Below are 24,994 nucleotides of genomic sequence, written 5' to 3' on the forward strand. Positions count from 1 at the left end.
GCTCCTCGCCGCCCCGCTGCCCCTGGCGTCCTCGTCGCCTGGCGCCTGCCCCGTCGGCCGCCGGCCTGGTCCTGGCCCTGGCCTTGGCCCACCACGTCCGTCGGGTGTCCGCGGCTACCGGGGTGCCGCGGTGTCCGGTACGGGCAGCGGGCGTTTCTCGATCGCGGCCGCCATCACCTCCGGAAAGAGGTCGGGGGTGCAGGCGAAGGCGGGGGCGCCGAGCGCCGCCAGGGCGGCCGCGTGCTCGCGGTCGTAGGCCGGGGCTCCCTCGTCGGAGAGTGCGAGCAGGGCGACGAACTGCACGCCGGCCGCCTTCATCGCCGCGACCCGCTTCAGCATCTCGTCGCGTATCCCTCCTTCGTAGAGATCGCTGATGAGGACGACGACGGTGTCGGCGGGCCGGGTGATCCGCGACTGGCAGTAGGCGAGGGCGCGGTTGATGTCGGTGCCGCCGCCGAGCTGGGTGCCGAACAGGACGTCGACCGGGTCGTCGAGCTGGTCGGTCAGGTCGACGACCGCCGTGTCGAAGACGACGAGCCGGGTAGCGATCGACCGCATGGAGGCGAGGACCGCGCCGAACACGGACGCGTACACCACCGATGCCGCCATCGAGCCGGACTGGTCGATGCAGAGCACGACCTCCTTCTTCACCGACTGCGCGGCCCGGCCGTAGCCGATGAGCCGCTCGGGGACGACCGTGCCGTACTCGGGCAGATAGTTCTTGAGGTTGGCGCGGATCGTACGGTCCCAGTCGATGTCCCGGTGCCGGGGCCTGCTGACCCGGGCGGAACGGTCGAGGGCGCCGGTGAGCGTGGCCCGGGTGCGGGTCGCGAGGCGCTTCTCCAGGTCGTCGACGACCTTGCGGACGACCGCGCGCGCCGTCTCCCTGGTCGTCTCGGGCATGGCCTTGTCGAGGGAGAGCAGGGTGCCGACGAGATGGACGTCCGCCTCGACGGCCTCCAGCATCTCGGGCTCCAGGAGCAGGGTGGAGAGGCCGAGCCGGTCGATGGCGTCGCGCTGCATGACCTGGACGACGGAGGTGGGGAAGTAGGTGCGGATGTCGCCGAGCCAGCGGGCCACGGACGGTGCCGAGCCGCCGAGGCCGGCGGAGCGGTTCCGTCCGCCGGACGTCCGGGGGTCCGTGCCCGAGCCCGCGCCGCGTCCGTAGAGCGCGGCCAGGGCTCCGTCCATCGCCGCGTCCGTACCGGTGAGGGAGCACCCCGTGCCGTCCGCCTCGCCTCCGCCGAGGACCATGCGCCAGCGGCGCAGCCGCTCGTCGTGTCCGGTCCCGTTCATCGGCCCACCTCCACGGGTTCCTTCATGGGTTCGGCGGCGTCGAGCAGCAGGCGCAGGACGGGCAGGACCGCCTCGGCCCGCGCGTCGTCGAGGTCGGGGGCGAAGCCGGCCACGCCTGCCTCCAGGTGCGCCCGGCCACCGGGTGACGGGCCGCGGGCGACCAGTTCGCCCAGGGTGCGGCGGGCGCCCGGTTCGTACGCGGAGAACGTGCGGCGCAGCAGCGGCAGCACGTCGGTGAACGCGTGCGCGGGCACCGACGTGAGCCAGTCGTCGACCAGGGCGAGGAGGCGTTCGTCGTGGACGAGGAGCATGCCTCCGCCCGAGGCGCCGCCCACGAAGCCCTCGATCCAGGCGGCCGCGTCGGCGGGCGGGGTGCCGGGTGAGAGGGCGAGGCCCATGAGGCGGGCGGCCTCGCCCTCGTCGAGCCGCCCCTCGTCGAGAAGGAGGCGGGCGCATCGGCCGCGGAGGGTGCCGGGGACGGTGTCGCGGGTGGCGAGCCCGCGCAGCACTCCCGTCCAGCGGTCGGTCAGCCGGGCGCTGTCGGGGAGCAGTCCGAGGGCGGTGTGGACGCCGTCGAGATGGCCGCGCATCTCGACGGCGGCGTCGGTGTCGAGTCCGGTGCAGGCGGGTGGCAGCCCGACGCAGATCCGCTCGGCGAGTCCGGCCGCGACCTCGCCGAGAGCCGCGGTGTCGGTGGCGCGTACGTCTCCGTACCGCAGGGAGCGGGCGAGCGCGGGCAGGGCCTGGGCGAGGTGGCCGACGTCGGTGTCGAGCGCGGCCCGGTCGGCGAGCGCCGTCATGACCGTGGGCAGTGCCTCGGCGAGTCCGGCGAGGAGGCACCGCTCGGCGAGGGCGGTGATGTCGGCGAGGGCGGTGGCCTCCCGGGCGCGGCTCTCTGCCTTGGCGGTGGCGGCGGAGGCGACGGTGGTGCCCCAGACGCCCGCTTCGGCGACTTGGACGTGCAGTTCGGGTTGCCAGCGCAGCCGCCAGCTCTCCCGGAAGGTGCCGGTGCTGCCGCGGCCGGCGACCGGTTCGCCCCAGCCGACGGCGAGCAGCGTCAGCCGGTGCAGGAGCCGGCTGCGGGCGGCGTCGTTCTCCTTGCGCAGATCGAGTTCGAGCTCGCGCTCCCGCGCCTCGGGTTTGAGGCGCAGACCGCGCTGGAGCCTGGCGAGGTCCCGCTGGAGCGGTACGGCGGGGGCGTCGGCCGGGACCTCACCGAGGACGTCGCCGACGACGAGGCGGTCGCGTACGAGGTCGAGCGGGACGTCGGAGCCGTCGCACATCACGGCGCGTACGGCGTCGGTGGTCTCGCCGAGTCCGGCCAGCGGACGGCCGCGCATCGCCGCGAGGGTCTCCGCGAGCCGAACGGCTTCGATGACATGGGCGGAGGACACCATCCGGTCCTCCTCCCTGAAGAGGCCGGCGACCTTGGTCATCCAGCGTTCGACCGGCCGGTCGGGGGCGGCGAAGAGGTGTCCGTACCAGCCGGGCGAGTCGATGCCGGCGCCGTACCCCGAGCGGCGGGCCAGCCGGCGGTGGGTCCAGGGCACCCAGGTCATCTCGGTCTTCACCTTGGGCAGGCCCTTGAGCAGGGCGCGGTCGGCGGTGGCGGTGGTTCTCGCGGTGAGCGCCGGAACGTGCCAGGCGCCGCACACGACGGCGACCCCGTCTCCGAACTCCTTGCGGGCGGCCCGCAACCGGAGCCGCATATGGGCCTCGCGTACGAGGTCACGGGGGTGGCCGCCGTGGCCGTAGGCCTCCCGCAGGGCTCCCATGGCCGCGGCGAGCGCGGCGAACGGGGCCAGCGGGTCGCCGGGGCCGCGGTGTTCGACGACGTCCTCCCACCAGCGCTCGGGGTCGTCGTAGCCGGCGGCGTCGGCGAGTTCGGCGATCGGGTCGATCCGGACCGCCTGGTCGGCCCCTTCACCCTCACTGTCGCCCTCGCCGTCGCTCCAGGTGGGGTCGGTGGCGGCCAGGGTGTGGGCGGCGGGCAGGTCGATGAACCGAACGGCGACGTCGTGGGCCAGCGCCCAGCGGATGGCCACCCATTCGGGCGAGAACTCGGCCAGCGGCCAGAAGGCGGCGCGGCCGGGGTCGTCGACCGCGTGCGCGAGCAGCGCCACGGGCGGCCGCATGGCCTCGTCGGCGGCGAGGCCGAGCAGCCCGTCCGCCTCGGGCGGCCCTTCGATCAGCACGGCCGCGGGCCGCTCGGCGTCGAGCGCGGCCCGCACGGCCCGGGCGGACCCGGGACCGTGGTGCCGGACACCGAGGATGAGCGGCTCCCGGCGTGGTACGCCGTCGCCCCGGCCCCGGGGCGCCCTGCCCGCGTCGGCGACGGCGACGCCCCCCGCCGGGGATCCGGCTCGGGCTCCGGTTCCGGCTCGGGCTCCGGTTCCGGCTCGGGCTCCGGTTCCGGTTCCGGCTCGGGCTCCGGCTTCGGTTCCGGCTCGGGGCCCGGCTCCGGTTCCGGCTCGGGGCCCGGCTCCGGTTTCGACGGGGCGGGGGTCGCGGGTGGCGCCCGCGTCGTGCGGGCCGGCGGGCGTGAGCGCGCGGGTGGCGGCCGTCATGCGCTCACCTCGCGGCAGGCGCGGTAGAAGTCTTTCCAGCCGTCTCTCTCCCGTACGACCGTCTCCAGGTACTCCTGCCAGATGACGCGGTCCGCCGCCGGCTCGCGGACGACCGCGCCCAGGATGCCGGCGGCGACGTCGCCGGGGCGCAGGATGCCGTCACCGAAGTGCGCCGCCAGGGCGAGGCCGCCGGTCACGACGGAGATCGCCTCGGCCGTCGAGAGGGTCCCCGAGGGGGACTTGAGCTTGGTACGGCCGTCCGTGGTGATCCCGTCGCGCAGCTCGCGGAAGACGGTGACGACCCTGCGGATCTCCTCGACGCCCTCCGGTACGGCGGGCAGGTCGAGGGAGCGGCCGATCTGGTCGACGCGGCGCGAGACGATGTCGACCTCCGCCTCCGGGCTGGCGGGCAGCGGCAGTACCACCGTGTTGAAGCGGCGGCGCAGCGCGCTGGAGAGGTCGTTGACCCCGCGGTCACGGTCGTTGGCGGTGGCGATGAGGTTGAAGCCTCGGACGGCCTGCACCTCCTGTCCCAACTCCGGTATGGGCAGGGTCTTCTCGGACAGGATCGTGATGAGTGTGTCCTGCACGTCCGCGGGGATGCGGGTGAGTTCCTCGACGCGGGCGGTCAGGCCCTCGGACATCGCGCGCATGACGGGGCTGGGCACGAGCGCGTCCCGGCTGGGCCCATGGGCGAGCAGCCGGGCGTAGTTCCAGCCGTAACGGATCGCTTCCTCGGGCGTGCCGGCGGTGCCCTGGACGAGCAGGGTGGAGTCTCCGCTGACGGCGGCGGCGAGATGCTCGGAGACCCAGGTCTTGGCGGTGCCGGGCACGCCGAGCAGGAGCAGCGCCCGGTCGGTGGCGAGTGTGGTGACGGCGACCTCGACGATCCGGCGCGGCCCGACGTACTTGGGCGTGATCACCGTCCCGTCGGGGAGCGTGCCGCCGAGGAGATAGGTGGCGACGGCCCACGGGGAGAGCTGCCAGCGGACGGGCCTGGGCCGGTCGTCGGCGGCCGCGAGCGCCTTGAGTTCGTCGGCGAAGGCGTGCTCGGCGTGCGGCCGCAGGGCCTCGCCGCCGGCGTCCGGCGCAGCACTCGCGATGGTTTCGGGCACGGTCATGGATCCCCCTCCAGATCGTTCGACCTGATGTGGGATCCACCGTGCACCATGCCACTGACAATCGGCCGTCGCCGCAGCTCAGAGCCGCAACTCGGCGCTTTGGGAAGGGAGTCAGCCGGCGAGCGGGGAGACCGCGACACAGCCTCCGGTCATCGCCTCCTCGCCCTTCGCCTCCTTGAGGACCTTGCCCTCGTGGATGACCTTGCAGGTGATGTCGGCGGGGTTGAGCGAGACCGGCATGACGGCGGGCGGCATGATCCCCTTCAGCGTCACCGTCTTCTTCCACGGCGTGGCCGGCTTCTTCTCCGACTCCATCTTCGGTTCCATGGCCGTGCCGCCACCGGCGTGGTACTCGATCGACTCGACGCCCTTGCCGCTGACTTCGTAGGTGACCTCGTAGGTCTCGTTCACGGCCTTGTCGACCTGGTCGACGGCCGTGGAGCAGGCGCCGAGGCCGAATGCCAGGCCGGTGACGGCGAGGGCCGAGGCGGCGGTGCGGACGGTGCGAGCGGTGCGCTTCATGGCGGGGTCCCCCTGAACTGCCGCGAGTGCGGCGGATGGTGTGGTGAGCTCTCGCAGAAAATCGTAAAGAGAGAGTAAAGTCAAGCGGCGTTTCGGTCGGTCGTGGGGCGTGAAACAGCAGGCCGGGGGCGTTGTCAGTGGTGCCCCCTACCGTCGGGGGCATGGATACACAGGGGGTGCGCTGGACGGCGGATCAGGTGCTGGCTCTGGCTCCTGACGACGCCTCGCGCAGAGCGGGAAGCAAGCTGGGGACGGCCGGGCCGTGGTCCGGTGCGGGCAGCGGCGAGGGAGCCGTCTGGGGCCTGTGCCGGGGCAGCGGCAGCAAGCCGTACCGGACGGTGGTCGACACCACGGGCCCGGCGTACCAATGCAGTTGCCCGAGCCGGAAGTTCCCGTGCAAGCACGCGCTGGGGCTGCTGCTGCTCTGGGCCTCGGACGGCGCGGCCGTCGGCGGCGGCGAGGTCCCGGACTGGGCCGCGTCATGGCTGGAGACACGGCGGGAGCGCGCGGCCGCCGCTCGGACGGACGGCGGGGAAGGCGGGGCCACGGCCGCGCCCGCCGACCCCGAGGCCGCGCGCCGCCGGGCCGAGCGCCGGGCGGCCAGGATCACCGCGGGAGCCGAGGAGTTGGAGCAGCGGCTCACCGATCTGCTCCGCGGGGGCCTGGCGTCGGCCGAACAGTCCGGCTACGCCCTGTGGGAGGAGACGGCGGCCAGGATGGTCGACGCCCAGGCTCCGGGTCTCGCCGGGCGCGTCCGGGAGTTGGGGGCGATTCCGGGCTCGGGACCGGGCTGGCCGGTACGGCTCCTGGAGGAGTGCGCGCTCACCCATCTCCTCGACAGGGCCTGGCTCGGCGTCGACCGGCTCCCCGGTCCGCTCGCGACCACCGTCCGCACGCGCGTCGGCCTCACCGCGCCCGCGCAGGGCCCGACGGTACGGGACCACTGGCTGGTTCTCGCCCAGTACGACGCGGCCGACAGCAGACTGACGACCCGCCGCATCTGGCTCCGCGGCCGGGAGAGCGGACGCACGGCCCTGCTCCTCTCCTTCGGAGCGGCGGGACGAGCGCCTCGACTGACCCTCCCCGTCGGCTCCGTCCTCGACGCGGCGGTCACCCTCCACGCGGGCGCGGGCGCGCTGCGGGCCGATTGGGCCGAGCAGTTCTCCGCCCCCGCGCCACTCGACACCCCACCTCCGGGCGGCACGGTCACCGACGCCCTCACGGCCTATGGCAACGCCCTGCGGGAGGACCCGTGGTTGGACTCCTGGCCGGCGACCCTGACCGATGTCGTTCCGATCCCGACGGAGTACGGCTGGCAGCTGGCGGACGCGAGGCCGGCGGGCCGCGATGACCTCGCCGGCGCCTCCGGAGGGCCCCTCGGCGGCGAGGCGGTGCCGTTGAGCGCTCCGGCGCTCGCGCGGCCCGGCCTATGGCGGCTGGCGGCACTGTCCGGCGGCCGGCCGGTGACCGTCTTCGGCGAGTGCGGGCACCGCGGTTTCACCCCACTCGCCGCCTGGTCGCCGGAGGCTCCGGGCGAAACGGTCCCGCTCCACTGACCGCCCGACCTCCCATGACGGGGCCGCTTCGGTGCGGCCGGTGCGACTCCCTCGCCGGCCGACGCGCCGACGTCAGCCCCTCCGGACACCGACCCGAGGGGTGGCCGCCGCGTACGACCGACCCCGCGTCGGAGCCACCCGGCCACCCCAACCCGAGCACCCCCAGGGGGTGCCTCTGCCCGCGTCACGGCCGACGCCTGAGGCCGAACCACCTGGCACCACCCCACATCCGGCGGCGACCACCCGACCGACGACAGCCTGGAGGACTTTGATGGACGCCTGGGAAGAGCTCGTCACCTCGGCCCTGCTCGGCACCGATCGGCGACCGCCCACGTCGCGCGCGCCGTCCGGTACGGCGACGGCCGATGGCGACGCGCCCGTCGTCCTGCTCGACGCCGCGGCCCTGCACACCGTGCGCCGCAGGGCGGGGCTGCGCCCCGGCCCCGCCGCCCCGGCGCCCGAGCCCGCGCCCGACGATCACCGTCGGCCGCTGCCGGAGGCAGCCCGTCGCCGCCTCGGCCGGCTGCTCGCGGACCGGGCGGCACCGGCCCCGTCCGGCGGGCGACGAGGAGCCGCGCCCGACCTCGCCGAGCTGCTCCCGCAGTGGCTCGCCGCCGCCAACGAGCACGGCTACAAGGCCCCCGCGTCCTCGCTGCCCGCCCTCCTCGACGCCGCACGCGCCCGCACCGACCTGCGGCCCCAGGCGCTCGCCCTGGCCGGGCCGCGCGGACTGTGGCTCGCCGGGCTCAACCCGGAGTGGAGGTTCGCCCTGCGCGGAGCGTCCGGCAGCGCCGTGCTGCCCGACCCCCGGGACGACGAGGCGGTCCGGGCCCTGTGGGCGGAGGGCCTGTTCGCCGAACGCGTCGCGCTGCTCTCGTCCCTCCGGGCGGCGGACCCGGCGGCGGCGCTCTCCCTGCTCCGCTCCACCTGGGCGGCCGAGCGGGCCGAGGACCGGCTGATGTTCCTGGACTCCCTGCGGGGCGGACTCTCCGCCGCCGACGAGGAGTTCCTGGAGGCGGCCCTGTCCGACCGCAGCCGCAACGTCCGTTCCACGGCCGCCGAGCTGCTCTCCGCGCTGCCCGGATCGGCGCTCGCCGGCCGCATGGCGCGCCGGGCCGCGTCCTGCGTCAGCCTGGACCGTACGGAAGGGGCCGAGACGATCGTCGTCGAGGCACCGCACGAGTGCGACGCGGGCATGCAGCGGGACGGCCTGATACCCACCCCGCCGACCGGGCGGGGCGAGCGGTCCTGGTGGCTGGGGCAACTCGTCGAGTCCGCGCCGCTGTCGTGCTGGCCGGCCCGGTTCGGCGGGCGCGGCCCCGAGGAGATCGTGGCCCTGCCCGTCGCCGACGAGTGGCGGGCCGAACTGCACGCGGCCTGGTGCCGGGCCGCCGTACGGCAGGGCGACGCCGCCTGGTCGAGGGCCCTGCTCGGGCCCCCTTCGGCCCCGCCCGCGACGGGGCCGGGCACCGCGTCCCTCGCCGAACGCGCGAAGCTCCTCTCGACCCTCCAGGACGAGGAGCGCGCCCGCTGGGTCGCCTCCTTCATCGCGGCGCACGGCCTGTCGGAGGCGTTCCAGCTGCTCGGCGTCTGCGCGGTCCCCTGGGCGGAGCCCTTGGGCGGCGCGGTGATCGACGCCCTCGACATCGCACGGGAGGCGGGCAGTTACCCGTGGAGCTTCAGCGGGGTGATGGGCCTGGCCGAACGCTGCCTCTCCCCCGACGCGGCACCCCAGCTGGAGTCCCTGACGACCCTCCCGGCCGAACCGGAGGACGCCTCGCCCGGGGCGGGCGGTTACTGGTCGGAGGCGTTCCAGCGCCTGGTGTCGACACTGCGCCTGCGCGCGGAGATGCTCGCGGAGCTGACGGGGTGAGCCCCGCCCTGCACGAGCCTCGACCGGCCCCGGCGAGCCACAGGGCGTTGCGGCGTTGACCTGGCCATCACCGCGTACGTCACAGGAACACGCCCAACGCCGCCGAGGCCGAGAACGGGCCCGGCCCGAGGGCCCGTGCGGCTCCGAACGGCGGCCGGGGGCAGGCACAGCCAACGGGCCCACCTCGAACCGGGCGAGCCCGGGCCCGAGCGCGGGCTCGGACCATGGGCACGATGGACTCGCGGCAGCCCGGGAAACAGCACAGCCCGAGGCCCGGGTGCGGCTCCGGAGGAGCCCCGCAAGACAGGCACAACCCGCACGCCCGATACGGCGCCGGACCAGCCCTGGTCCCGTACGGCCCCCAAGGCCCGGTCCGGCCCGGCTGCCGGCCGTCGAGCCCGACCGCTCCACAGCCCGACAGCCCGTAAGCCCGGACGCCCCGGAGCGCGCGTCACGCCGAACGCCACGGCGGCCCGAGTGCGCCTCGGGCAACCGGCGCCGGGCCGTCCGTAGGCCCCCGGCGCCCGTGACCCGGCGCCCCGGGCGCACCCCGAGCCTCCGCCCCGGCCGCCCAGCGGCTACGCCGCGACGCGCACGTTCGCGTTGACCCAGTCCACGATCGACGCCGTCGTCGCGCCCGGGGTGAAGATCGCCGCGACGCCCTTCTCCTTCAGCGGCGCGATGTCCGCGTCGGGGATGATCCCGCCGCCGAAGACCTTGATGTCCTCCGCGTCGCGCTCCTTCAGGAGCTCCAGGACCTTCACGAAGAGCGTGTTGTGCGCGCCCGAGAGGATCGACAGGCCGATCGCGTCGGCGTCCTCCTGGATCGCCGTGTCCACGATCTGTTCGGGCGTCTGGTGCAGGCCGGTGTAGATGACCTCCATACCGGCGTCACGCAGCGCCCGCGCGATCACCTTGGCCCCGCGATCGTGGCCGTCGAGACCCGGCTTGGCCACCACCACGCGGATCGGACCGGTCACACCCATCACTGCCTCCACATGCGACCCCCGCGCCTGTTAGCCGGGGAGGTGAACGAACGTTATCGCCAGCATCCCGCAAGCAACCGTTTCGCGGTGGGCAGCGAGGGGGAAATCACACGGAGGGACATGTTCGCTCTGCGCCGCACCCTCCCCGGGCCCTCCTCCTGGGCCCTTCAGCCGCAAACCGGGTCGTGCGCAAGGGAGCCGCGACGGGGGTCGCAGGGCTCCGGGCCGTCAGCGGGACGGAACGGGCGCCCGGCAGGCCGACCGCCGTTCGGCGCCCGCGTGCCGTTCGGGAGGCCGCTCATGGTGCTCATCAGGCTCACCAAGGTCACGACCGCGCTGAAGGCCAACGCGCTGGAGCTGGCGATCCTCACCGGCCACATGCTTCTGTACCCCTCCGGAATCGTCCGTGAGCGCCCCGTCACCGTGTCCGCCTCGGGGCAGGGCTCCGGCCGTCCGGTCGTCCTCCTCCACGGCCTGGTCGACAACCGGTCCGTCTTCGTCCTGCTGCGGCGCGCGCTCGTCCGCAACGGCCGTGACTGTGTCGACTCGCTCAACTACTCTCCGCTCACGTGCGACCTGCGCGCCGCGGCCGACCTGCTCGGCCGCCGGATCGAGGAGCTCTGCTCCCGCACCGGCCACGAGCGGGTCGACCTCGTCGGACACAGCCTCGGCGGACTCATCGCCCGCTACTACGTACAGCGACTGGGTGGTGACGCACGGGTACGCACCCTGGTCATGCTCGGCACCCCGCACGCCGGGACCACCGCCGTCCCGTGGGCCGGCGCCCATCCCCTGGTCCGGCAGATGCGCCCCGGATCCGACGTGCTGCGGGAGCTGGCCGGGCCCGCGGCCGGCTGCCGGACCCGTTTCGTCAGCTTCTGGAGCGATCTGGACCAGGTGATGGTCCCGGTCGAGACGGCCCGCCTCGACCACCCCGATCTGCTGGTCCACAACGTGCGCGTCAGCGGGATCGGCCATCTCGCCCTGCCCGTGCATCCGACGGTCGCCGCCGGGATCCTGGAAGCCCTCGACGCCGAGGAGCGGGAGAGCGGCGCACCGGGGAACGAACCCGGAGCCGCCTCCGTCGCCTGACGGGCCGCCAGAAGAAGTCTGTTCTTCGAACGTTCCTCGAACACAGAGCCAAAGCTCTTCCCTCAGACCGCCGAAACACGGCCGATTGCCCGTTTCCTGCGGACCCAAAACCTTCCGAAGATTGTCGCTTGCGCATACCGCCGGGTACAGTCGCGCCACTGCTTACCCCCGGGACACCCCTCGTCGGGCCCGCCCCGGACTGGTCCTGCCGCCGAGGCGAGAGAGAAGTTGGTGAACGACCAGCACCCCCACGCCGGATACGTCGGAGACGACGCCCACACCACCGGCAGCTTCGCCACCGACCCGCTGTTCGGCGCCCTCCCGGGCGGTTACGACGCAGGTCACAGCGGTCAGTACGACACCACTCAGTGGAACGGCAGCCAGCAGTGGGACGCCGGCACGTACGACACCTACGTCGCGCAACAGCCGATTCCCCAGCAGTACGACGCCACCGGTCAGTGGGACGCCACCGCTTGGAGCGAGGCGCAGCAGACCGGTCAGTACGAGACGGCGCACTTCTCCTCGTACGACACCACCGGCCAGTGGACGACCCCCTCCTTCGAGACCGGTACGTACGACGCCACCGCCTGGAACTACGCCGCCGCGCCCGAGGACGAGCCGCAGCTCGCCGAGCCCGTGGTTCCGCAGCAGTACACCCCCGAGTACGAGTTCGTCGCCGAGCAGGGCGTCGAGCACACCGCACAGTTCGAGGCCGTCGCGACCGACGAGCAGGCGTACGACTACGGCTACGACTACGAGACCCCGGCGGAGGCCGAGGAACCGGCCGTCGAGATCCTCGCGGAGTCTCCGGCCACCGCCACCCCCGCCGCCCGCCCCGTACGCCGCTCCTCCGGCGGCAGCCGCGGCCGCCGCCGCACCCCCGCCAAGCGTTCGGCGCTCCTGACCGTCGCCGTCCCGTCGGCCTGTGTCATGGGCGTCGCCGGGATCGCCGCCGCTTCCGTCGGCGGGCTCGCCGAAGCGGGTGCCGAGGCCAAGGACGACACGACCGCCCTCGCCGCGGCCGATCCGTCGTCGGTGAAGCCGGTCGCCGCCAACAACGAGCTGGACACACAGCTCGCGGCGCTGAGCGCCGAGGCCCGCGACTTCGGTGACCGCGCCAGCCGCACCCAGGAGCGCATCGACCTCAAGCTGCGTCAGGAAGCGGAGCGGAAGAAGCGCGAGGAGGAGGCGGCCCGCAAGGAGGCGCTGCGTCCGAAGTTCGCCCTGCCCGTGAAGCTGCACCAGCTCAGCGCCCGTTACGGCCAGGCCGGCGTCAACTGGATGTCCGTGCACACCGGTATCGACTTCCCGGTCCAGTACGGCTCGAAGGTGATGGCCGCGACCGACGGCACCGTCCGTACGCAGTGGAACAGCGCCTACGGCAACATGGCGATCGTGACCGCCGAAGACGGCACCGAGACCTGGTACTGCCACCTGAGCAGCACCAAGATCCGCTCCGGCAAGGTCAAGGCCGGTGACGTCATCGCGTACTCCGGCAACTCCGGCAACTCCACCGGCCCGCACCTCCACTTCGAGGTCCGGCCGAACGGCGGGGCGGCGATCGACCCCGAGTCGTGGCTGCGCAGCCACGGCATCAGCCCGACCGGCTGACGTACACGAGCACAGAGCGAAGGGCCCCGGCCGAAGCCGGGGCCCTTCCTCGTATGCGTACGGTCTCGTATGCGTACGGTCAGCGGGGTCAGAGCTTCTCGACCGGCGCGTACCGCAGCAGCAGTCGCTTCGGCTTCTCGTCGCCGAAGTCGATCGTCGCCTGGGCGTCCGCGCCCACGCCCGTCACCTGCATGACCGTGCCGAGGCCGAACTGGTCGTGCGTGACCCGGTCCCCGACCTGGAGCGCGATCACCGGCTTCTCGCCGGCGCGGCGCGTCGCGAAGCCCGAGGGGCCGGTGCGCGAGCGCGAGGAGGAGAGCTGGGAGGTGATCCCCGAGGTCGGCCCGGCGGGCTTCACCATCGGACCGGTCCGCTTCCACTCCAGATACGTCGCCGGGATCTCCTCCAGGAAGCGCGAGGCCGGGTTGTACGAGGGCTGGCCCCAGGCGCTGCGCATGGAGGAGCGGGTCAGATAGAGCCGCTCGCGGGCGCGCGTGATGCCCACGTACGCCAGGCGCCGCTCCTCCTCCAGCTCCTTGGTCTGGCCGAGCGCGCGCATGTGCGGGAAGACCCCGTCCTCCATGCCGGTCAGGAAGACCACCGGGAACTCGAGGCCCTTGGCGGTGTGCAGGGTCATCAGCGTGATGACTCCGGACCCCTCCTCGTCCTCGTCGGGGATCTGGTCGGAGTCGGCGACGAGGGCGACCTGCTCCAGGAACTCGGCGAGGGTCCCACCCTCTTCGCCGCGCTCCTGCTCGAACTCCAGGGCCACGGCAGCCAGTTCCTGGAGGTTCTCGATCCGGGTCTCGTCCTGCGGGTCGGTGGAGGCCTGCAGCTCGGCGAGGTAGCCGGTCCGCTCCAGTACGGCTTCGAGGACGACGGCCGGGCCCGCGCCGGAGTCGACGACGGTGCGGAGCTCCTCCATGAGGGCGTTGAAGCGCTTGACGGCGTTGGCGGATCGGGCCGCCATGCCGTACGCCTCGTCGACCCGCTTCAGCGCCTGCGGGAAGGTGATCTTCTCCCGCAGCGAGAGGGCGTCGATCATCGCCTCGGCGCGCTCGCCGATGCCCCGCTTGGGGACGTTGAGGATGCGGCGCAGCGGGACGTTGTCCTCGGGGTTGGCGAGCACGCGCAAGTAGGCGAGGACGTCGCGGACCTCCTTGCGCTCGTAGAAGCGCACGCCGCCGACGACCTTGTACGGCAGGCCGACGCGGATGAAGATCTCTTCGAAGACTCGCGACTGGGCGTTCGTACGGTAGAAGACGGCGACGTCGCCGGCCTTCGCCTCGCCCGCGTCGGTCAGCCGGTCGATCTCGTCGGCGACGAACTGGGCCTCGTCGTGCTCGGTGTCGGCGACATAGCCGGTGATCTGCGCGCCCGCGCCCGCGTTGGTCCACAGGTTCTTGGGGCGGCGGCTCTCGTTGCGCTCGATGACGGCGTTGGCGGCGGAGAGGATGGTCTGCGTCGAGCGGTAGTTCTGCTCGAGCAGGATCGTCGTCGCGTCGGGGTAGTCCTCCTCGAACTGGAGGATGTTGCGGATGGTCGCGCCGCGGAAGGCGTAGATCGACTGGTCCGCGTCACCGACGACGCACAGCTCGGCGGGGCCCAGGTCTTCGTAGCCGGTGCCGACCAGCTCCCGTACGAGGGTGTACTGGGCGTGGTTGGTGTCCTGGTACTCGTCGACGAGGACGTGGCGGAAGCGGCGGCGGTAGTGCTCGGCGACGTCGGGGAACGCCTGGAGCAGATGGACCGTCGTCATGATGATGTCGTCGAAGTCCAGGGCGTTGGCCTCGCGCAGCCGCGCCTGGTACATCCGGTACGCCTCGGCGAGCGTCTTCTCGAACCCGTCGGCGGCCTGGTCGGCGAAGGTCTCCTCGTCGATCAGCTCGTTCTTCAGGTTCGAGATCTTGGCGCTGAACGACTTCGGCGGGAACTTCTTGGGGTCCAGGTCCAGGTCCCGGCAGACCAGCGCCATCAGGCGCTTGGAGTCGGCGGCGTCGTAGATCGAGAACGAGGACGTGAAACCGAGCCTCTTCGACTCGCGGCGCAGGATGCGGACGCACGCGCTGTGGAAGGTCATGACCCACATGGCGTTGGCGCGCGGGCCGACGAGCTGCTCGACACGCTCCTTCATCTCGCCGGCGGCCTTGTTGGTGAAGGTGATCGCCAGTATCTGGCCCGGGTGGACGTGCCGGGTGGCCAGGAGGTGGGCGATGCGGTGGGTGAGCACCCGGGTCTTGCCGGAGCCGGCTCCGGCGACGATGAGCAGCGGGGTGTCGGTGTGCGTGACGGCGGCGCGCTGCTGTTCGTTCAGCCCCTCCAGGAGCGCGGCGGCGTCCACGACGGGGCGCGGGGCTCCGTCGCGGTAGTGCGCGTCCCGGGCCGGGGGCACGTCGAACCGGCCTCCGAAGAGGTCGTGCGGGACCTCCGCCTCGGCCGGGGCGCCGTGCTCATGGTCCTCGGGCGGGGGCGGGGGCTCCTCCGAGGAGTGGTTCTGGAGGCTCGCCAGGAAGCTGTCGTCAAAGAGGCTGCTCATCGCCTAACGAGTCTAGGCCGCCGGACTGACAGCCCGCTCCCACCTCTCGAAGTGAGGCCGAAGTCACCGAGGGTGATCATCCGCTTCAGGTCACGAAAATGTATCGGGCATATCGAACATCGGTCTTCCCAGCTGCCGTACGGGTTGGCTAGCGTGCTCGGCCAAGCAGCCCGTCCCCCTCCGACGGCGAATCACGCCGAGCGGGCGGCCCACGCCGAGCCCGGCCCTGCCGCGAGGCAGTCGCGCCCGTCCGCACCGGCGTCCACGGAAGGAGATGCCGGTCTTGGCGTCCCATCGCAAGCCGCGCAGCACACGTCAGCACTCCCCCGCCGTCGGGGTCACGACGGCCGCCCTCGCCTCCGTCACGCTGCTGTCCGCGCAGAGCGCCGGGGCGGCCCCCGCCGCTCCGGCGAAGCCGACGGTGGAGGAGATCCAGAAGAAGGTCGACGACCTCTACCGGCAGGCCGGCACGGCGACGCAGGAGTACAACCGGGTCAAGGAGGCCACCGACCAGCAGCGGCGCAAGGTCGACCGGATCCTGGACGACGTGGCCCGGCGGACGGACGCGATCAACGAGTCGCGCCGCACCCTCGGCTCGTACGCGGCGGCGCAGTACCGGGCCGGGGCGGTGGGGCCGACGGCGGCGCTGATCTTCGCGGACAGTCCCCAGTCGTACTTCGACCAGACCCACCTCATGAGCCGGCTCTCCGAGCGGCAGCGCGGCGCGGTGGAGGACTACGAGACCAAGCGGGCCGCGGCGGCGAAGCAGCGCGCGGAGGCGACGCGGAGCCTGGAGAGCCTCACCGCGTCGCAGACGGCGCTGCGCACCAGCAAGCAGACGGTCCAGCGGAAGCTGGCCGAGGCTCGTACGCTCCTGGCCCGGCTCACGGCCGAGGAGAAGGCCCGGCTCGCGGAACTGGAGCGCAGGCGCGAGGCGGAGGCCCGCCGCAAGGCGGAGGAGCGGGCCGAGGCGGAGGCGGCGGAGGCGGCGGCCGAGGCCGAGCGGCGCCGGCAGGAGGAGGCCCGGCGGCAGCAGCGGCCCGGGGCGCCCGCGACCACCCCGCCGCGCACCGGCGGCGGCTCCACCTCTCCGTACGCGGCCGAGGCCGCGAAGGCGCTGGCGTTCGCCCGGGGCCAGATCGGCAAGCCGTACGTGTGGGGAGCGACGGGCCCGAGCTCGTACGACTGCTCCGGCCTCACCCAGGCCGCCTGGAAGGAGGCGGGCGTCGACCTGCCCCGTACCACCTGGGACCAGGTGGAGGCGGGGACGCGGGTCGCGACGGACGATCTGCTGCCGGGCGATCTGGTCTTCTTCTACGACGACATCAGCCACGTCGGCCTCTACATCGGCGGCGGGAAGATGATCCACGCGCCGAAGCCGGGGGCGAACGTGCGCGAGGAGTCGATCTACTCCATGCCGATCCACGGCAGCGTGCGGCCGGCCTGAGACCTCATCGGACGGTCACGTCCACAGGGTCGCGATGAAGACGTTGGCGACGGTCAGACCGCCGACCGCGCCGAAGAGTCCCTTGGCGACCCTCTCCTCGTCCCGCTTCACATAGACGAGGGCGAGGATGACGACGAGGACCGCCATCTTGACGCCGATCTTCACGTTGTCGACGGTCTGGTCGTCCGCCTGGTTCAGGCCGACCAGGGCGATGCCCGTGACCAGCATGGTCAGCGCGCCGTGCAGCATCGCGGGGATGAAGCGGGCCGTACCCGCGCCCATCGCCTTCATCTGCGTGAGGAACCCGCCGAGCAGGGACGCGATTCCGATGATGTGCAGGGCGACGAAGACATTGATGAGGACGTCCATGGAGCGGGAGCCTAACCGGGCCATAGCACCTCCCTCCGGTCGGGGGCGCCCTCTCCGGCACACCGGTCACGCCCGAGCCGGAAAGCGGCGCCCATTCGCCGCCGGGGCCGGACGCGATCGGTCCCAGAGCGTCAACTGGCGCCAATAACGGTCATCCCCCCGCCCGGCCGCGACGCCCAGGTTTAGCGTCCTGCCCCAGGTGGCCGGCTCCCCACCACCGCCGGTCCTCCCGGCGGCCGTCGGCCGCCCCCGCCGAGAAAACCCGGCGGCGGCCCGTCTCCCCTGTGCGGGCCGCCGTCGGGCCCGGTGGGCATCGACCCCCACAGGGAGAGGATGTGACCCGCCCTCGTGGCAGCGCACCGGAAGCCCAAGCAATCCCCCCTCGGCGGCCAGGCGGCACGGACCGCCGCCACGCTCGCTCTCGCCTCGGCGGCGACGGCGACGGTGTTCGAGGGCTCCGGGCACGCCGACCCCCGGCCGACCCCCGCCCAGGTGAGGGCGGAGGTGGACCGGCTGTACCAGGAGGCCGAGGTGGCCACCGAGAAGTACAACGCGGTGAAGGAGAGGGCCACCGAGGCGCGGGGCGCGCTGGACCGGCTGCGCGACGAGGCGGCCCGCAGGACCGAGCGGCTCAACACCCTCCGCGGCGGCCTCGGTGCGATCGCCACCGCGCAGTATCGTTCCGGCGGCCTGGACCCCACCATGCGACTGGCCCTCACCTCCGATCCGGACCAGTATCTGGCGCGGGCCGCGATCGCCGAGAGGGCCGGGGAGCGGCAGGCCGCCGCTCTCGGCTCCGTACGCCGAGAGCTCACCGGGATCGGGCAGTTGCGCGCCGAGTCGGCGCGGCGGCTGACGGAGCTGCGCGGTCACGAGGCCGATCTGCGCCGGCAGGAGGCGGCCGTACGGGCCAAGCTCGGCGAGGCGCGCGCACTGCTGGCCCGGCTGACCGCCGAGGAACGGGCACGGTACGAGGCGGCGACGACGGGATCGGGGCGGGGCGGAGCGGGTTCAAGCGGTGCGTCCGGGGGCCGGGCCGACCGGGACTCCCTGGCGCGCGGGCCGGTGACGGCGCCGAACGCCCGCGCCGCGCAGGCCATCTCCTTCGCCCGGGGCCAGCTGGGCAAGCCGTACGTGTGGGGGGCGACGGGACCCTCGGCGTACGACTGCTCGGGGCTGACGCAGGCGGCCTGGCGGGCCGCGGGCGTCGCGCTGCCCCGCACCACCTACACGCAGATCAACGCTGGGCAGCGGGTCTCACGCTCCGAACTGGCCCCGGGCGACCTGGTGTTCTTCTACTCGGGCATCAGTCATGTGGGCCTCTACATCGGCGGCGGGCAGATGATCCACGCGCCACGACCGGGCGCACCGGTGCGGGTCGCACCGATCGACGAGATGCCGTTCGCCGGCGCGACCCGGGTGGGGTGACGCCGGCCCCGGCCCCGGGGGCGCGCGCCGGAGGCGGCGGGTCAGACCAGGCGGCGGGCGGTCGCCCAGCGGGTCAGCTCGTGCCGGTTGGAGAGCTGCAGCTTGCGCAGTACGGCGGAGACGTGCGACTCGACCGTCTTCACCGAGATGTAGAGCTGCTTGGCGATCTCCTTGTACGCGTATCCACGCGCGATCAGCCGCAGCACCTCCCGCTCCCGCTGGGTGAGGCGGTCCAGATCCTCGTCCACCGGCGGGGCGTCCGTGGAGGCGAAGGCGTCCAGGACGAATCCGGCCAGGCGCGGGGAGAACACCGCGTCGCCGTCCTGGACCCGGAAGATCGAGTCGACGAGATCGGTGCCGGTGATCGTCTTGGTGACATAGCCCCGGGCACCGCCGCGGATGACGCCGATGACGTCCTCCGCGGCGTCGGAGACCGAGAGGGCCAGGAAGCGGACCGGGTTCTCGGGCGCGGCCATCAGGTTCGCGCAGCGGCGCAGCACCTCGACCCCGCCGCCGCCCGGGAGGTGCACGTCGAGCAGGACGACCTCGGGACGGGTGGCGGTGATCACCGTGACCGCCTGGTCGACGTCGGCCGCCTCGCCGACGACCTCGACACCGGTGACGTCGGTCCGGCCGATCTCGGCCTGCACGCCCGTGCGGAACATCCGGTGGTCGTCGACGAGGACGACCCGCACCCGGCGGTCCGTGGTCCGTTCCTCCGTCGTCCCGGTCCCGGTCTCGTCGCTCATCCGTCCGCCCTCTCCATCTCAAGCTCCACTTCGGTGCCTCCGCCCGGCACGGACCGCAGCCGGGCCGAACCGCCGTTGCGCTGCATCCGGCCGATGATCGATTCTCGTACGCCCATCCGGTCCTCGGGTACGGAGTCCAGATCGAAGCCCGGCCCCCGGTCGCGGACGGAGACGAAGACCGTACGGCCCTCGACCTCGGCGTAGACCTGCACCGCCCCTCCCTCGCCACCGTACTTGGCGGCGTTGACCATCGCCTCGCGCGCGGCCTGCATCTGCGCGGCCAGTTTCTCGTCGAGCGGGCAGTCGCCGACGACCACGACCTCCAGCGGGACACCGTGCTTGTCCTCGACCTCGGCGGCGGCCTTCTTCACCGCCTCGGCGAGGGTGTCGGGCTCCTCGTCCTCGTCCTTGCCCGTGCCCTCCGGTCTGTACAGCCAGTTCCGCAGCTCCCGCTCCTGTGCGCGGGCGAGGCGGCGCACCTCCCCGGGCTCGTCGGCGTTCCGTTGGATGAGGGTGAGGGTGTGAAGGACGGAGTCGTGGACGTGGGCCGCGACCTCCGCGCGCTCCTGGGCGCGGATGCGCATGGTCCGCTCCTCCGAGAGGTCCTGCGACATCCGGACCAGCCAGGGCCCGGCGAGCAGGGCGATGCCGGTGAGCACGGCTATGGCTGCGGTGAACGCCGTGCCGAGCTGGGCGGCGGAGCCCCGGACCACCATGAAGGCGGTCAGCCCGAGGCCGACCAGGGCGACGCCCGCGAAGCCGCGGGCGAGCTGGAGGGTGCGCCGGCGGCGGCCCGGCTCGGACCAGCTGGCCCGGCGGGCGTTGTCCGCCTGGCGCCAGACGAGCACGACGCCCACGCCGATCAGCAGCGTCGGCCAGACGTAGCGGTCGGCCTGGTTGCCGAAGTCGACGTTGCCGACGAAGACGGCGGCGCCGAGCGCCAGCGCGATCAGCGCGAAGACCTGGCCGCGGTCCGGCTTGCGCAGCCGCCGCCGACCGTCCGCGGTGGTATCGAACACGGGCCGGGGCGCGGCCCGTCCGCCGACGCCCAGCGGGACGACGATCCAGAAGACCGCGTACAGCAGGGCGCCGAGCCCGTCCGCGAGGAGCAGCGCCACGAACACGGCGCGGACCCAGACGACGGGCAGCCCGAGATGTCCCGCGAGGCCGCGTGCGACGCCACCGAGCCACCGTCCGTCGGCGCTCCGGTAGAGCTTGCGCACGGGCGGTTCGTCGGTCTCGGAGACGCGGGCGGCTGCTGGCATGCACCGATCGTCACACGCCCGCCCGGGCCCGGACATCAGGGTCGGCCCCTGAGATGGCCCCTAGGTGGGCGGCCCTAGGCTCTCGTCGGGGTGGGCGGGCACCGGAATATCAGGGTCGGGCCAGGGTCGCTCCCGGTGCCGCCGGGGGTCACGGGCCGTCACCATGGACGCATGACGAGTTCGACGCCTTCCTCGCACGAGGCCCCGCCGCCGGCGGAGGCTCACGCCGTCGCGCCGCTGCGCCGCTCGCGGGGGCACAAGGTCGTGGGCGGGGTGTGCGGCGGTCTGGGGCAGCACTTCGATCTCGACCCGGTGATCTTCCGGATCGCGATCGGTGTGCTGTCGGTGACCGGCGGCATAGGGCTGATCTTCTACGGTTTCGCGTGGCTGCTGATCCCGCTCGCGGGCGAGGAGGAGAACGAGGGCCGCAAGCTGCTCTCCGGCCGGGTCGAGGGCGCCTCGCTCGCCGCGCTGCTGATGGCCCTGGTCGGCTGCGGCGTGTTCCTGTCCATGCTGCACAACGGCGGCACGATCGCGTTCTCGATGATGCTGTCGACAGCGGTGTGCGGCGCTGCCGTCTGGTCGCAGCGGCGTCGGCAGGCCTTGGGCGGCGACACCGAGAGCCGGCTGGACGCGGCGACCGCCGCCGCGGTCGCCGAGGCGCCCCCGGAGGCCAAGGCGCCGCCGCTCGTGGAGTTCACGTCCTGGTGGAAGGACCCGATCGTCAAGGACGGCTCGACCGGCCCCATAGCCGTCGGCTACCTCTGGGGGCCGCACGGTGTGAACGCCGACGGGCTGACCGCGGACGGCGAACGGCCGGTCCCCGGCAGCCAGTGGGGCACATGGGTCCCGGAGCCCGGCCGGCCGGTCCCCGCCACGCCCGCGGCCCGGCGCGGTCCTCGCTCCATCGGCGGCCTGGTCTTCCTCCTGGCGCTGGTGGCGGGCGGACTGGGCACGTTCCTGGCCTGGGAGGGACATCCGCTGGGCACGAGCTTGCAGATCGGGCTCGTGGCCGCGCTGGTGGTCTTCGGCCTGGGACTGGTGCTCAGCAGCTTCCTCGGCCGGACCGGCTTCGGCACGATCTTCATGACCGTCGTCACGGCCGGCCTGCTCGCGGTGGCGGCGGCGCTGCCGAAGGAGATCTCCACGGACTGGGTCCGTACGGACTGGAAACCGACGTCGGTCACCGCCGTGCAGCCGCGCTACGAACTGGGCACGGGCGTCGGCACGCTCGATCTGTCCGGGGTCGCGGTCCCCGCGCGCACGACGGTCGGCACCACGGTGGAGGTGGGTGCCGGGAAGCTGGAGGTGGTCGTCCCGAAGAACGTCACGGTGAAGGTGCGGGCTCAGGTGGGTCTCGGTGATCTGCGGCTGCCGGAACAGCCCCCCGGCGACATCGACATCGCGCCGGACCGCGACGAGACCCGTACGCTCACCCCTCCGGAGGGCACCGTCCCGGCCGGAACGCTCGACCTCTCCCTGGAGGTCGGCCTCGGACAGGTGGAGGTCACCCGTGCTGCTTCATGAGTTCCGTCCGGGTCGGTTCGTCGCCGGCGCGACCGCCCTCGCCCTCGCGGTGCTCTTCGCGGGCGATGCCGCCGACGCGTGGGTCACGCCCTGGTACGACGTGGTCCCGGTGCTCTGCGGCGGCCTGGGAGCCGCCGCCCTGGTGACCTGGGTCGCCTACCGCATACGCCGCCGGTCGGCCCGGACCGCGTCGAGCGAGAACATCGAGGCCCCGGCGAGCACGAGCGGCAGCCAGGACATCAGATAGGCGAGGTCGTTCCCGTAGTAGTACGGGTCGCTCTGCCAGCTGACGGTCAGCCACAGGCTCAGCGAGATCAGCGCCCCGCCGAGTGCGGCCAGCCTGGCGAAGAACCCCACCAAAGTTCCGATGCCGACGGCCAGCTCGCCCAGCGCGATGGTGTACCCGAAGCCGACGGGGCTCTTGAGCGCCAAGTCGACGAGGGCGGGGACGGCGGAGCTGTCCCGGACGCCCCGCATCATCTCGCCGATCGATCCGTTGCCGGTCTCGGCCATGAAGGAGGAGTCGGTGAGCTTGTCGAGGCCGGCGTAGATGAAGGTGACGCCTAGGAAGACGCGCAGCGGCAGCAGCGCGTACCGCGAGGCGGTCTCCTTCCACCTGGCCGTGCCTCCGCCGCGACCGCCCGCGTGTCCGCCCCCGCCCGTGCCGTACGACCCGTTCGTCCGCCGCATCCGTGTCATCGCCGGCCCGCCTCTCCACGCCAGTGTCCGGGGAATCGATTGTCCTCGGACGCCCCGCATCTGGATACGTGGGAGACCTGCCGGTGGTTCAGGCGAGCAGGCGGTCGTGCCCGGACGGCTCAGTCGACGACGTCGATCGTGACCCGGTTGGACTCCGCGCCGGCGGCGGTCACCACCCAGACCTCCACGCGTCCCGGCTCGACGTCCGCCGGAAGCGGCACGGTGAGGGTCGCGTCGGTGGGGTTGGCGAAGCCGCCGGGGACGGGGACGAGCGGGACACGGGCGTGGACCGTGCCGATGCGCACGACCAGGCGGGTGAGCGGGTCGGGGCCGTGCGCGCCCGGCGGGACGAAGCCGACGCCCCGGATCTCGATGTCGTCGCCGGTACGGATCGGGGCGTCCAGGTCCCCCGCCTCGCGGGACCGGACGACGGAGAGGATCACGGGCCGGCCGCCCTCGACGCACTTCCCGGCGAGGTAGCCGGCCGCGGAGAGGGAGACGAGCAGCACCAGGGACCAGGGAGGCACCGGCAACCGGTCGGGTTCACGCACCAGCCGCACGGCGCACAGGAGGAGGGCGGCGGTGGAGACCAGGACGTACTGGAGGTCGGTGAGACAGGCGCGGCCGTCGTCGTCGGAGACGAGGTCGGCGGCCCGGGGGCGGTCGGCCCGGACTTTCTGCAGCCGCTGCCCCAGGATCCTTCCCCACACGATCCGGCGGACGGCGACGGCCACCGCCGACGTCACGGCGAAGGCCGTGAGCAGCCCGGCGGAGCGCGCGAGCCCGAGGCCGACCCGGTCGGCTCCCGTGACCAGGCGCAGCGCGAGGAAGAGCAGGGCGTAGAGGGCGAAGAGCAGCCAGCCGGCGGCGACCGCGCGGGATGTGGAGAGCCGGTTGTCCTCGCCGATCAGCGGCGCGAGGACTCCACCGTGTGCCCGGTGACCGTGGGCGGCGCCGGTGAGCAGGCCGGCCAGGGCGAGCGCGGCGCCCAGCGCCGCGGTGCGCGGGCCCGTCCATCCGGTGCCGATCGCGGTGAGCGCCTGCCCGAGGAGCAGCGCGACGACAGCGCCCCAGACGGCCCCGAAGGTGGCCGGACGCACGCGCCGGAGCCATGCCTCGCCCGCCTCGCGGCCGCGCGTGGCGACGGTACGGGCGGACTGACCGAGCTCGTCGGAGACCCACTGGCGGGAGGCGACCGGTGAGTGGGCGACGGCGGCGGGCACGCCGTGACCCGCGGCGAGTTCGTCGCGCAGGGCGAGGAAGGCGGCGACGGCACGACGGTGCCCCGCTCGCCCGCCCGGGGCGCATGGCCCGTCGTCACCGCACAGCGTCGACTTCTGGCACCGTCTCGCCTCTTGCACCGCCACGGCGCTCACTTCCCGATCCGTCAACCAGCCGTTGATATTTGGGAATTGTGCCGCACCCGAACGTCCCCCATCTGCTCCGAGCGCCCCGCGCGAGAGTGATTGAACAGTCATCACATTGACGTAAAGGCACGTTCTACGACAGGAGTTCGGGCTCCGCGCGACTGATCCCGCGCCACAGCGGCTGGTAGTTGATCCACGCGGCGAGATCGGTCCCGAGCTGCTCGCGGGTGGCCAGCGCCTCCCGGTGGGCGATCGGCACCGGCTTGCCCGCGGCCCGCGCGGTCAGCTGCACCTGGGCGCACCGCTCCATCGCGATGAACCACCAGGCGGCGGCGTCGACGGTGGTGCCGACCGTCAGCAGCCCGTGGTTGCGCAGCACGATCGCCTTGTACGGGCCGAGGGCGGCGGCGATCCGCCGTCCCTCCTCCGGGTCCACCGCGACGCCGGTGTAGGCGTCGAAGAGCGCGTGGTCCTGGTAGAAACCGCAGGCTTCCTGGGTGATCGGCTCGATCAGCTCGCCGAGGGCGGCGAGCGCGCGCCCGTAGGTGGAGTGGGTGTGCGCGACGGCGACGACCTCGGGCCGGGCCCGGTGCACCTGGGCGTGGACGGCGAAGGCCGCCTGGTTGACGTGATGACCACCGTGGACGACCTGCCCGTCGCCGTTGACCAGGATCAGCTCGCTCGCGGTCAGCTCGGCGAACGGCACCCCGAACGGGTTCACCCAGTAGCAGTCGGGGAACTCCGGGTCCCGGGCGGTGACGTGACCGGAGACGCCCTCCTCGTACCCCAGCCGCCCGAAGAGCCGGAGGGCGCCCGCGAGTCTCCCCTTGCGGTACGCCCGCTCCTCCTCCGCGGTCTCGTGGACGGGCGGCATGGCGAAGTGGAGCTGCTCGACCGGTACGGGCGCGGGTGTCTGGCTCATGGGCGGGAAGGTAGCTCCGGGCCGTGCAACTGACCAGAGAGATCACACGACGACCAGAGGG

The 24,994-nt window shown here is 73.2% G+C and carries 20 protein-coding genes; 8 read left to right on the forward strand and 12 right to left on the reverse strand.

From position 1 onward, the window contains the following. Positions 1–114: 114 nt before the first annotated feature. The 4 genes from ABZY12_RS01570 to ABZY12_RS01585 form a co-directional block, all read right to left on the reverse strand. Positions 115–1,296 (reverse strand): VWA domain-containing protein, encoded by a 1,182-nt coding sequence (locus ABZY12_RS01570; RefSeq protein ID WP_356885947.1) that lies wholly within the window; start codon positions 1,294–1,296, stop codon positions 115–117. Then, the gene (locus tag ABZY12_RS01575; RefSeq protein WP_356885949.1) at positions 1,293–3,863 is read right to left on the reverse strand and encodes a DUF5682 family protein; all 2,571 of its coding nucleotides are present in this window, start codon (positions 3,861–3,863) and stop codon (positions 1,293–1,295) included. The genes ABZY12_RS01570 and ABZY12_RS01575 overlap by 4 nt, the downstream gene beginning before the upstream one ends. Further along, the gene (locus tag ABZY12_RS01580) at positions 3,860–4,984 is read right to left on the reverse strand and encodes an AAA family ATPase (RefSeq protein ID WP_356885951.1); all 1,125 of its coding nucleotides are present in this window, start codon (positions 4,982–4,984) and stop codon (positions 3,860–3,862) included. Before ABZY12_RS01580 ends, ABZY12_RS01575 begins: the two co-directional genes overlap by 4 nt. Before the next feature lie 111 nt (positions 4,985–5,095). After that, positions 5,096–5,506, reverse strand: coding sequence for a hypothetical protein (locus tag ABZY12_RS01585; RefSeq protein WP_356885953.1), 411 nt, complete (start codon positions 5,504–5,506; stop codon positions 5,096–5,098). Between the two features lie 161 nt (positions 5,507–5,667). Between ABZY12_RS01585 and ABZY12_RS01590 the strand changes: the two genes are divergently transcribed. Beyond that, positions 5,668–7,062 (forward strand): SWIM zinc finger family protein, encoded by a 1,395-nt coding sequence (locus ABZY12_RS01590; protein ID WP_356885955.1) that lies wholly within the window; start codon positions 5,668–5,670, stop codon positions 7,060–7,062. Between the two features lie 271 nt (positions 7,063–7,333). Beyond that, positions 7,334–8,935 carry a DUF5691 domain-containing protein gene (locus tag ABZY12_RS01595; protein ID WP_356885957.1) on the forward strand — a complete coding sequence of 534 codons (1,602 nt, stop codon included), beginning with the start codon at positions 7,334–7,336 and terminating at the stop codon, positions 8,933–8,935. Between the two features lie 578 nt (positions 8,936–9,513). On the opposite strand, the gene ABZY12_RS01600 is transcribed toward ABZY12_RS01595, so the two are convergent. Next, a complete protein-coding gene (locus tag ABZY12_RS01600) occupies positions 9,514–9,921 on the reverse strand; it encodes a cobalamin B12-binding domain-containing protein (protein ID WP_128976030.1) in 408 nt (135 codons plus the stop codon). A 300-nt stretch (positions 9,922–10,221) separates the two neighbouring features. Between ABZY12_RS01600 and ABZY12_RS01605 the strand changes: the two genes are divergently transcribed. Together ABZY12_RS01605 and ABZY12_RS01610 are read left to right on the forward strand one after the other, a co-directional pair. Further along, positions 10,222–11,013, forward strand: coding sequence for an alpha/beta fold hydrolase (locus ABZY12_RS01605; RefSeq protein WP_356885959.1), 792 nt, complete (start codon positions 10,222–10,224; stop codon positions 11,011–11,013). Between the two features lie 231 nt (positions 11,014–11,244). Then, positions 11,245–12,624: a peptidoglycan DD-metalloendopeptidase family protein gene (locus tag ABZY12_RS01610; protein ID WP_356885961.1), complete on the forward strand. Its 1,380-nt coding sequence runs from the start codon at positions 11,245–11,247 to the stop codon at positions 12,622–12,624. An 88-nt stretch (positions 12,625–12,712) separates the two neighbouring features. Here the strand turns inward: ABZY12_RS01610 and pcrA are convergent, their stop codons facing one another. Further along, positions 12,713–15,160: a DNA helicase PcrA gene (gene pcrA / locus ABZY12_RS01615; protein ID WP_356885963.1), complete on the reverse strand. Its 2,448-nt coding sequence runs from the start codon at positions 15,158–15,160 to the stop codon at positions 12,713–12,715. A 274-nt stretch (positions 15,161–15,434) separates the two neighbouring features. Between pcrA and ABZY12_RS01620 the strand changes: the two genes are divergently transcribed. Continuing rightward, the gene (locus tag ABZY12_RS01620; RefSeq protein ID WP_356885965.1) at positions 15,435–16,607 is read left to right on the forward strand and encodes a C40 family peptidase; all 1,173 of its coding nucleotides are present in this window, start codon (positions 15,435–15,437) and stop codon (positions 16,605–16,607) included. Between the two features lie 15 nt (positions 16,608–16,622). Here the strand turns inward: ABZY12_RS01620 and ABZY12_RS01625 are convergent, their stop codons facing one another. Beyond that, positions 16,623–16,976, reverse strand: a complete 354-nt coding sequence (locus ABZY12_RS01625; RefSeq protein ID WP_356885966.1) for a hypothetical protein — start codon at positions 16,974–16,976, stop codon at positions 16,623–16,625. A 348-nt stretch (positions 16,977–17,324) separates the two neighbouring features. Between ABZY12_RS01625 and ABZY12_RS01630 the strand changes: the two genes are divergently transcribed. Beyond that, positions 17,325–18,404, forward strand: a complete 1,080-nt coding sequence (locus ABZY12_RS01630; RefSeq protein ID WP_356885968.1) for an NlpC/P60 family protein — start codon at positions 17,325–17,327, stop codon at positions 18,402–18,404. A 41-nt stretch (positions 18,405–18,445) separates the two neighbouring features. Here ABZY12_RS01630 and ABZY12_RS01635 read toward each other — a convergent pair whose 3' ends face one another. Both ABZY12_RS01635 and ABZY12_RS01640 read right to left on the reverse strand, forming a co-directional pair. Continuing rightward, positions 18,446–19,153, reverse strand: coding sequence for a response regulator transcription factor (locus tag ABZY12_RS01635; protein WP_356885970.1), 708 nt, complete (start codon positions 19,151–19,153; stop codon positions 18,446–18,448). Next, positions 19,150–20,418 (reverse strand): PspC domain-containing protein, encoded by a 1,269-nt coding sequence (locus ABZY12_RS01640; RefSeq protein WP_356885972.1) that lies wholly within the window; start codon positions 20,416–20,418, stop codon positions 19,150–19,152. The genes ABZY12_RS01635 and ABZY12_RS01640 overlap by 4 nt, the downstream gene beginning before the upstream one ends. A 171-nt stretch (positions 20,419–20,589) precedes the next feature. Here ABZY12_RS01640 and ABZY12_RS01645 point away from each other — a divergent pair, with 171 nt between their 5' ends. Both ABZY12_RS01645 and ABZY12_RS01650 read left to right on the forward strand, forming a co-directional pair. After that, entirely contained in the window at positions 20,590–21,945 is a 1,356-nt protein-coding gene (locus ABZY12_RS01645; protein ID WP_356885974.1) for a PspC domain-containing protein, read from the forward strand. After that, complete coding sequence (locus tag ABZY12_RS01650; protein ID WP_356885976.1) at positions 21,932–22,192, forward strand: hypothetical protein; 261 nt, start codon at positions 21,932–21,934, stop codon at positions 22,190–22,192. Before ABZY12_RS01645 ends, ABZY12_RS01650 begins: the two co-directional genes overlap by 14 nt. Here ABZY12_RS01650 and ABZY12_RS01655 read toward each other — a convergent pair. From ABZY12_RS01655 to ABZY12_RS01665, 3 genes are all read right to left on the reverse strand, one after another. Then, entirely contained in the window at positions 22,102–22,644 is a 543-nt protein-coding gene (locus tag ABZY12_RS01655) for a DoxX family protein (RefSeq protein WP_356885978.1), read from the reverse strand. The genes ABZY12_RS01650 and ABZY12_RS01655 overlap by 91 nt on opposite strands. 119 nt (positions 22,645–22,763) lie before the next feature. After that, positions 22,764–23,972 carry a hypothetical protein gene (locus ABZY12_RS01660; RefSeq protein ID WP_356886278.1) on the reverse strand — a complete coding sequence of 403 codons (1,209 nt, stop codon included), beginning with the start codon at positions 23,970–23,972 and terminating at the stop codon, positions 22,764–22,766. 172 nt (positions 23,973–24,144) lie between these two features. After that, positions 24,145–24,933, reverse strand: coding sequence for a class II aldolase/adducin family protein (locus ABZY12_RS01665; protein WP_356885980.1), 789 nt, complete (start codon positions 24,931–24,933; stop codon positions 24,145–24,147). Positions 24,934–24,994 lie beyond the last annotated feature (61 nt).

Origin of the sequence: Streptomyces sp. NPDC006551, assembly GCF_040611675.1 — a bacterium.
Taxonomy (GTDB): domain Bacteria; phylum Actinomycetota; class Actinomycetes; order Streptomycetales; family Streptomycetaceae; genus Streptomyces.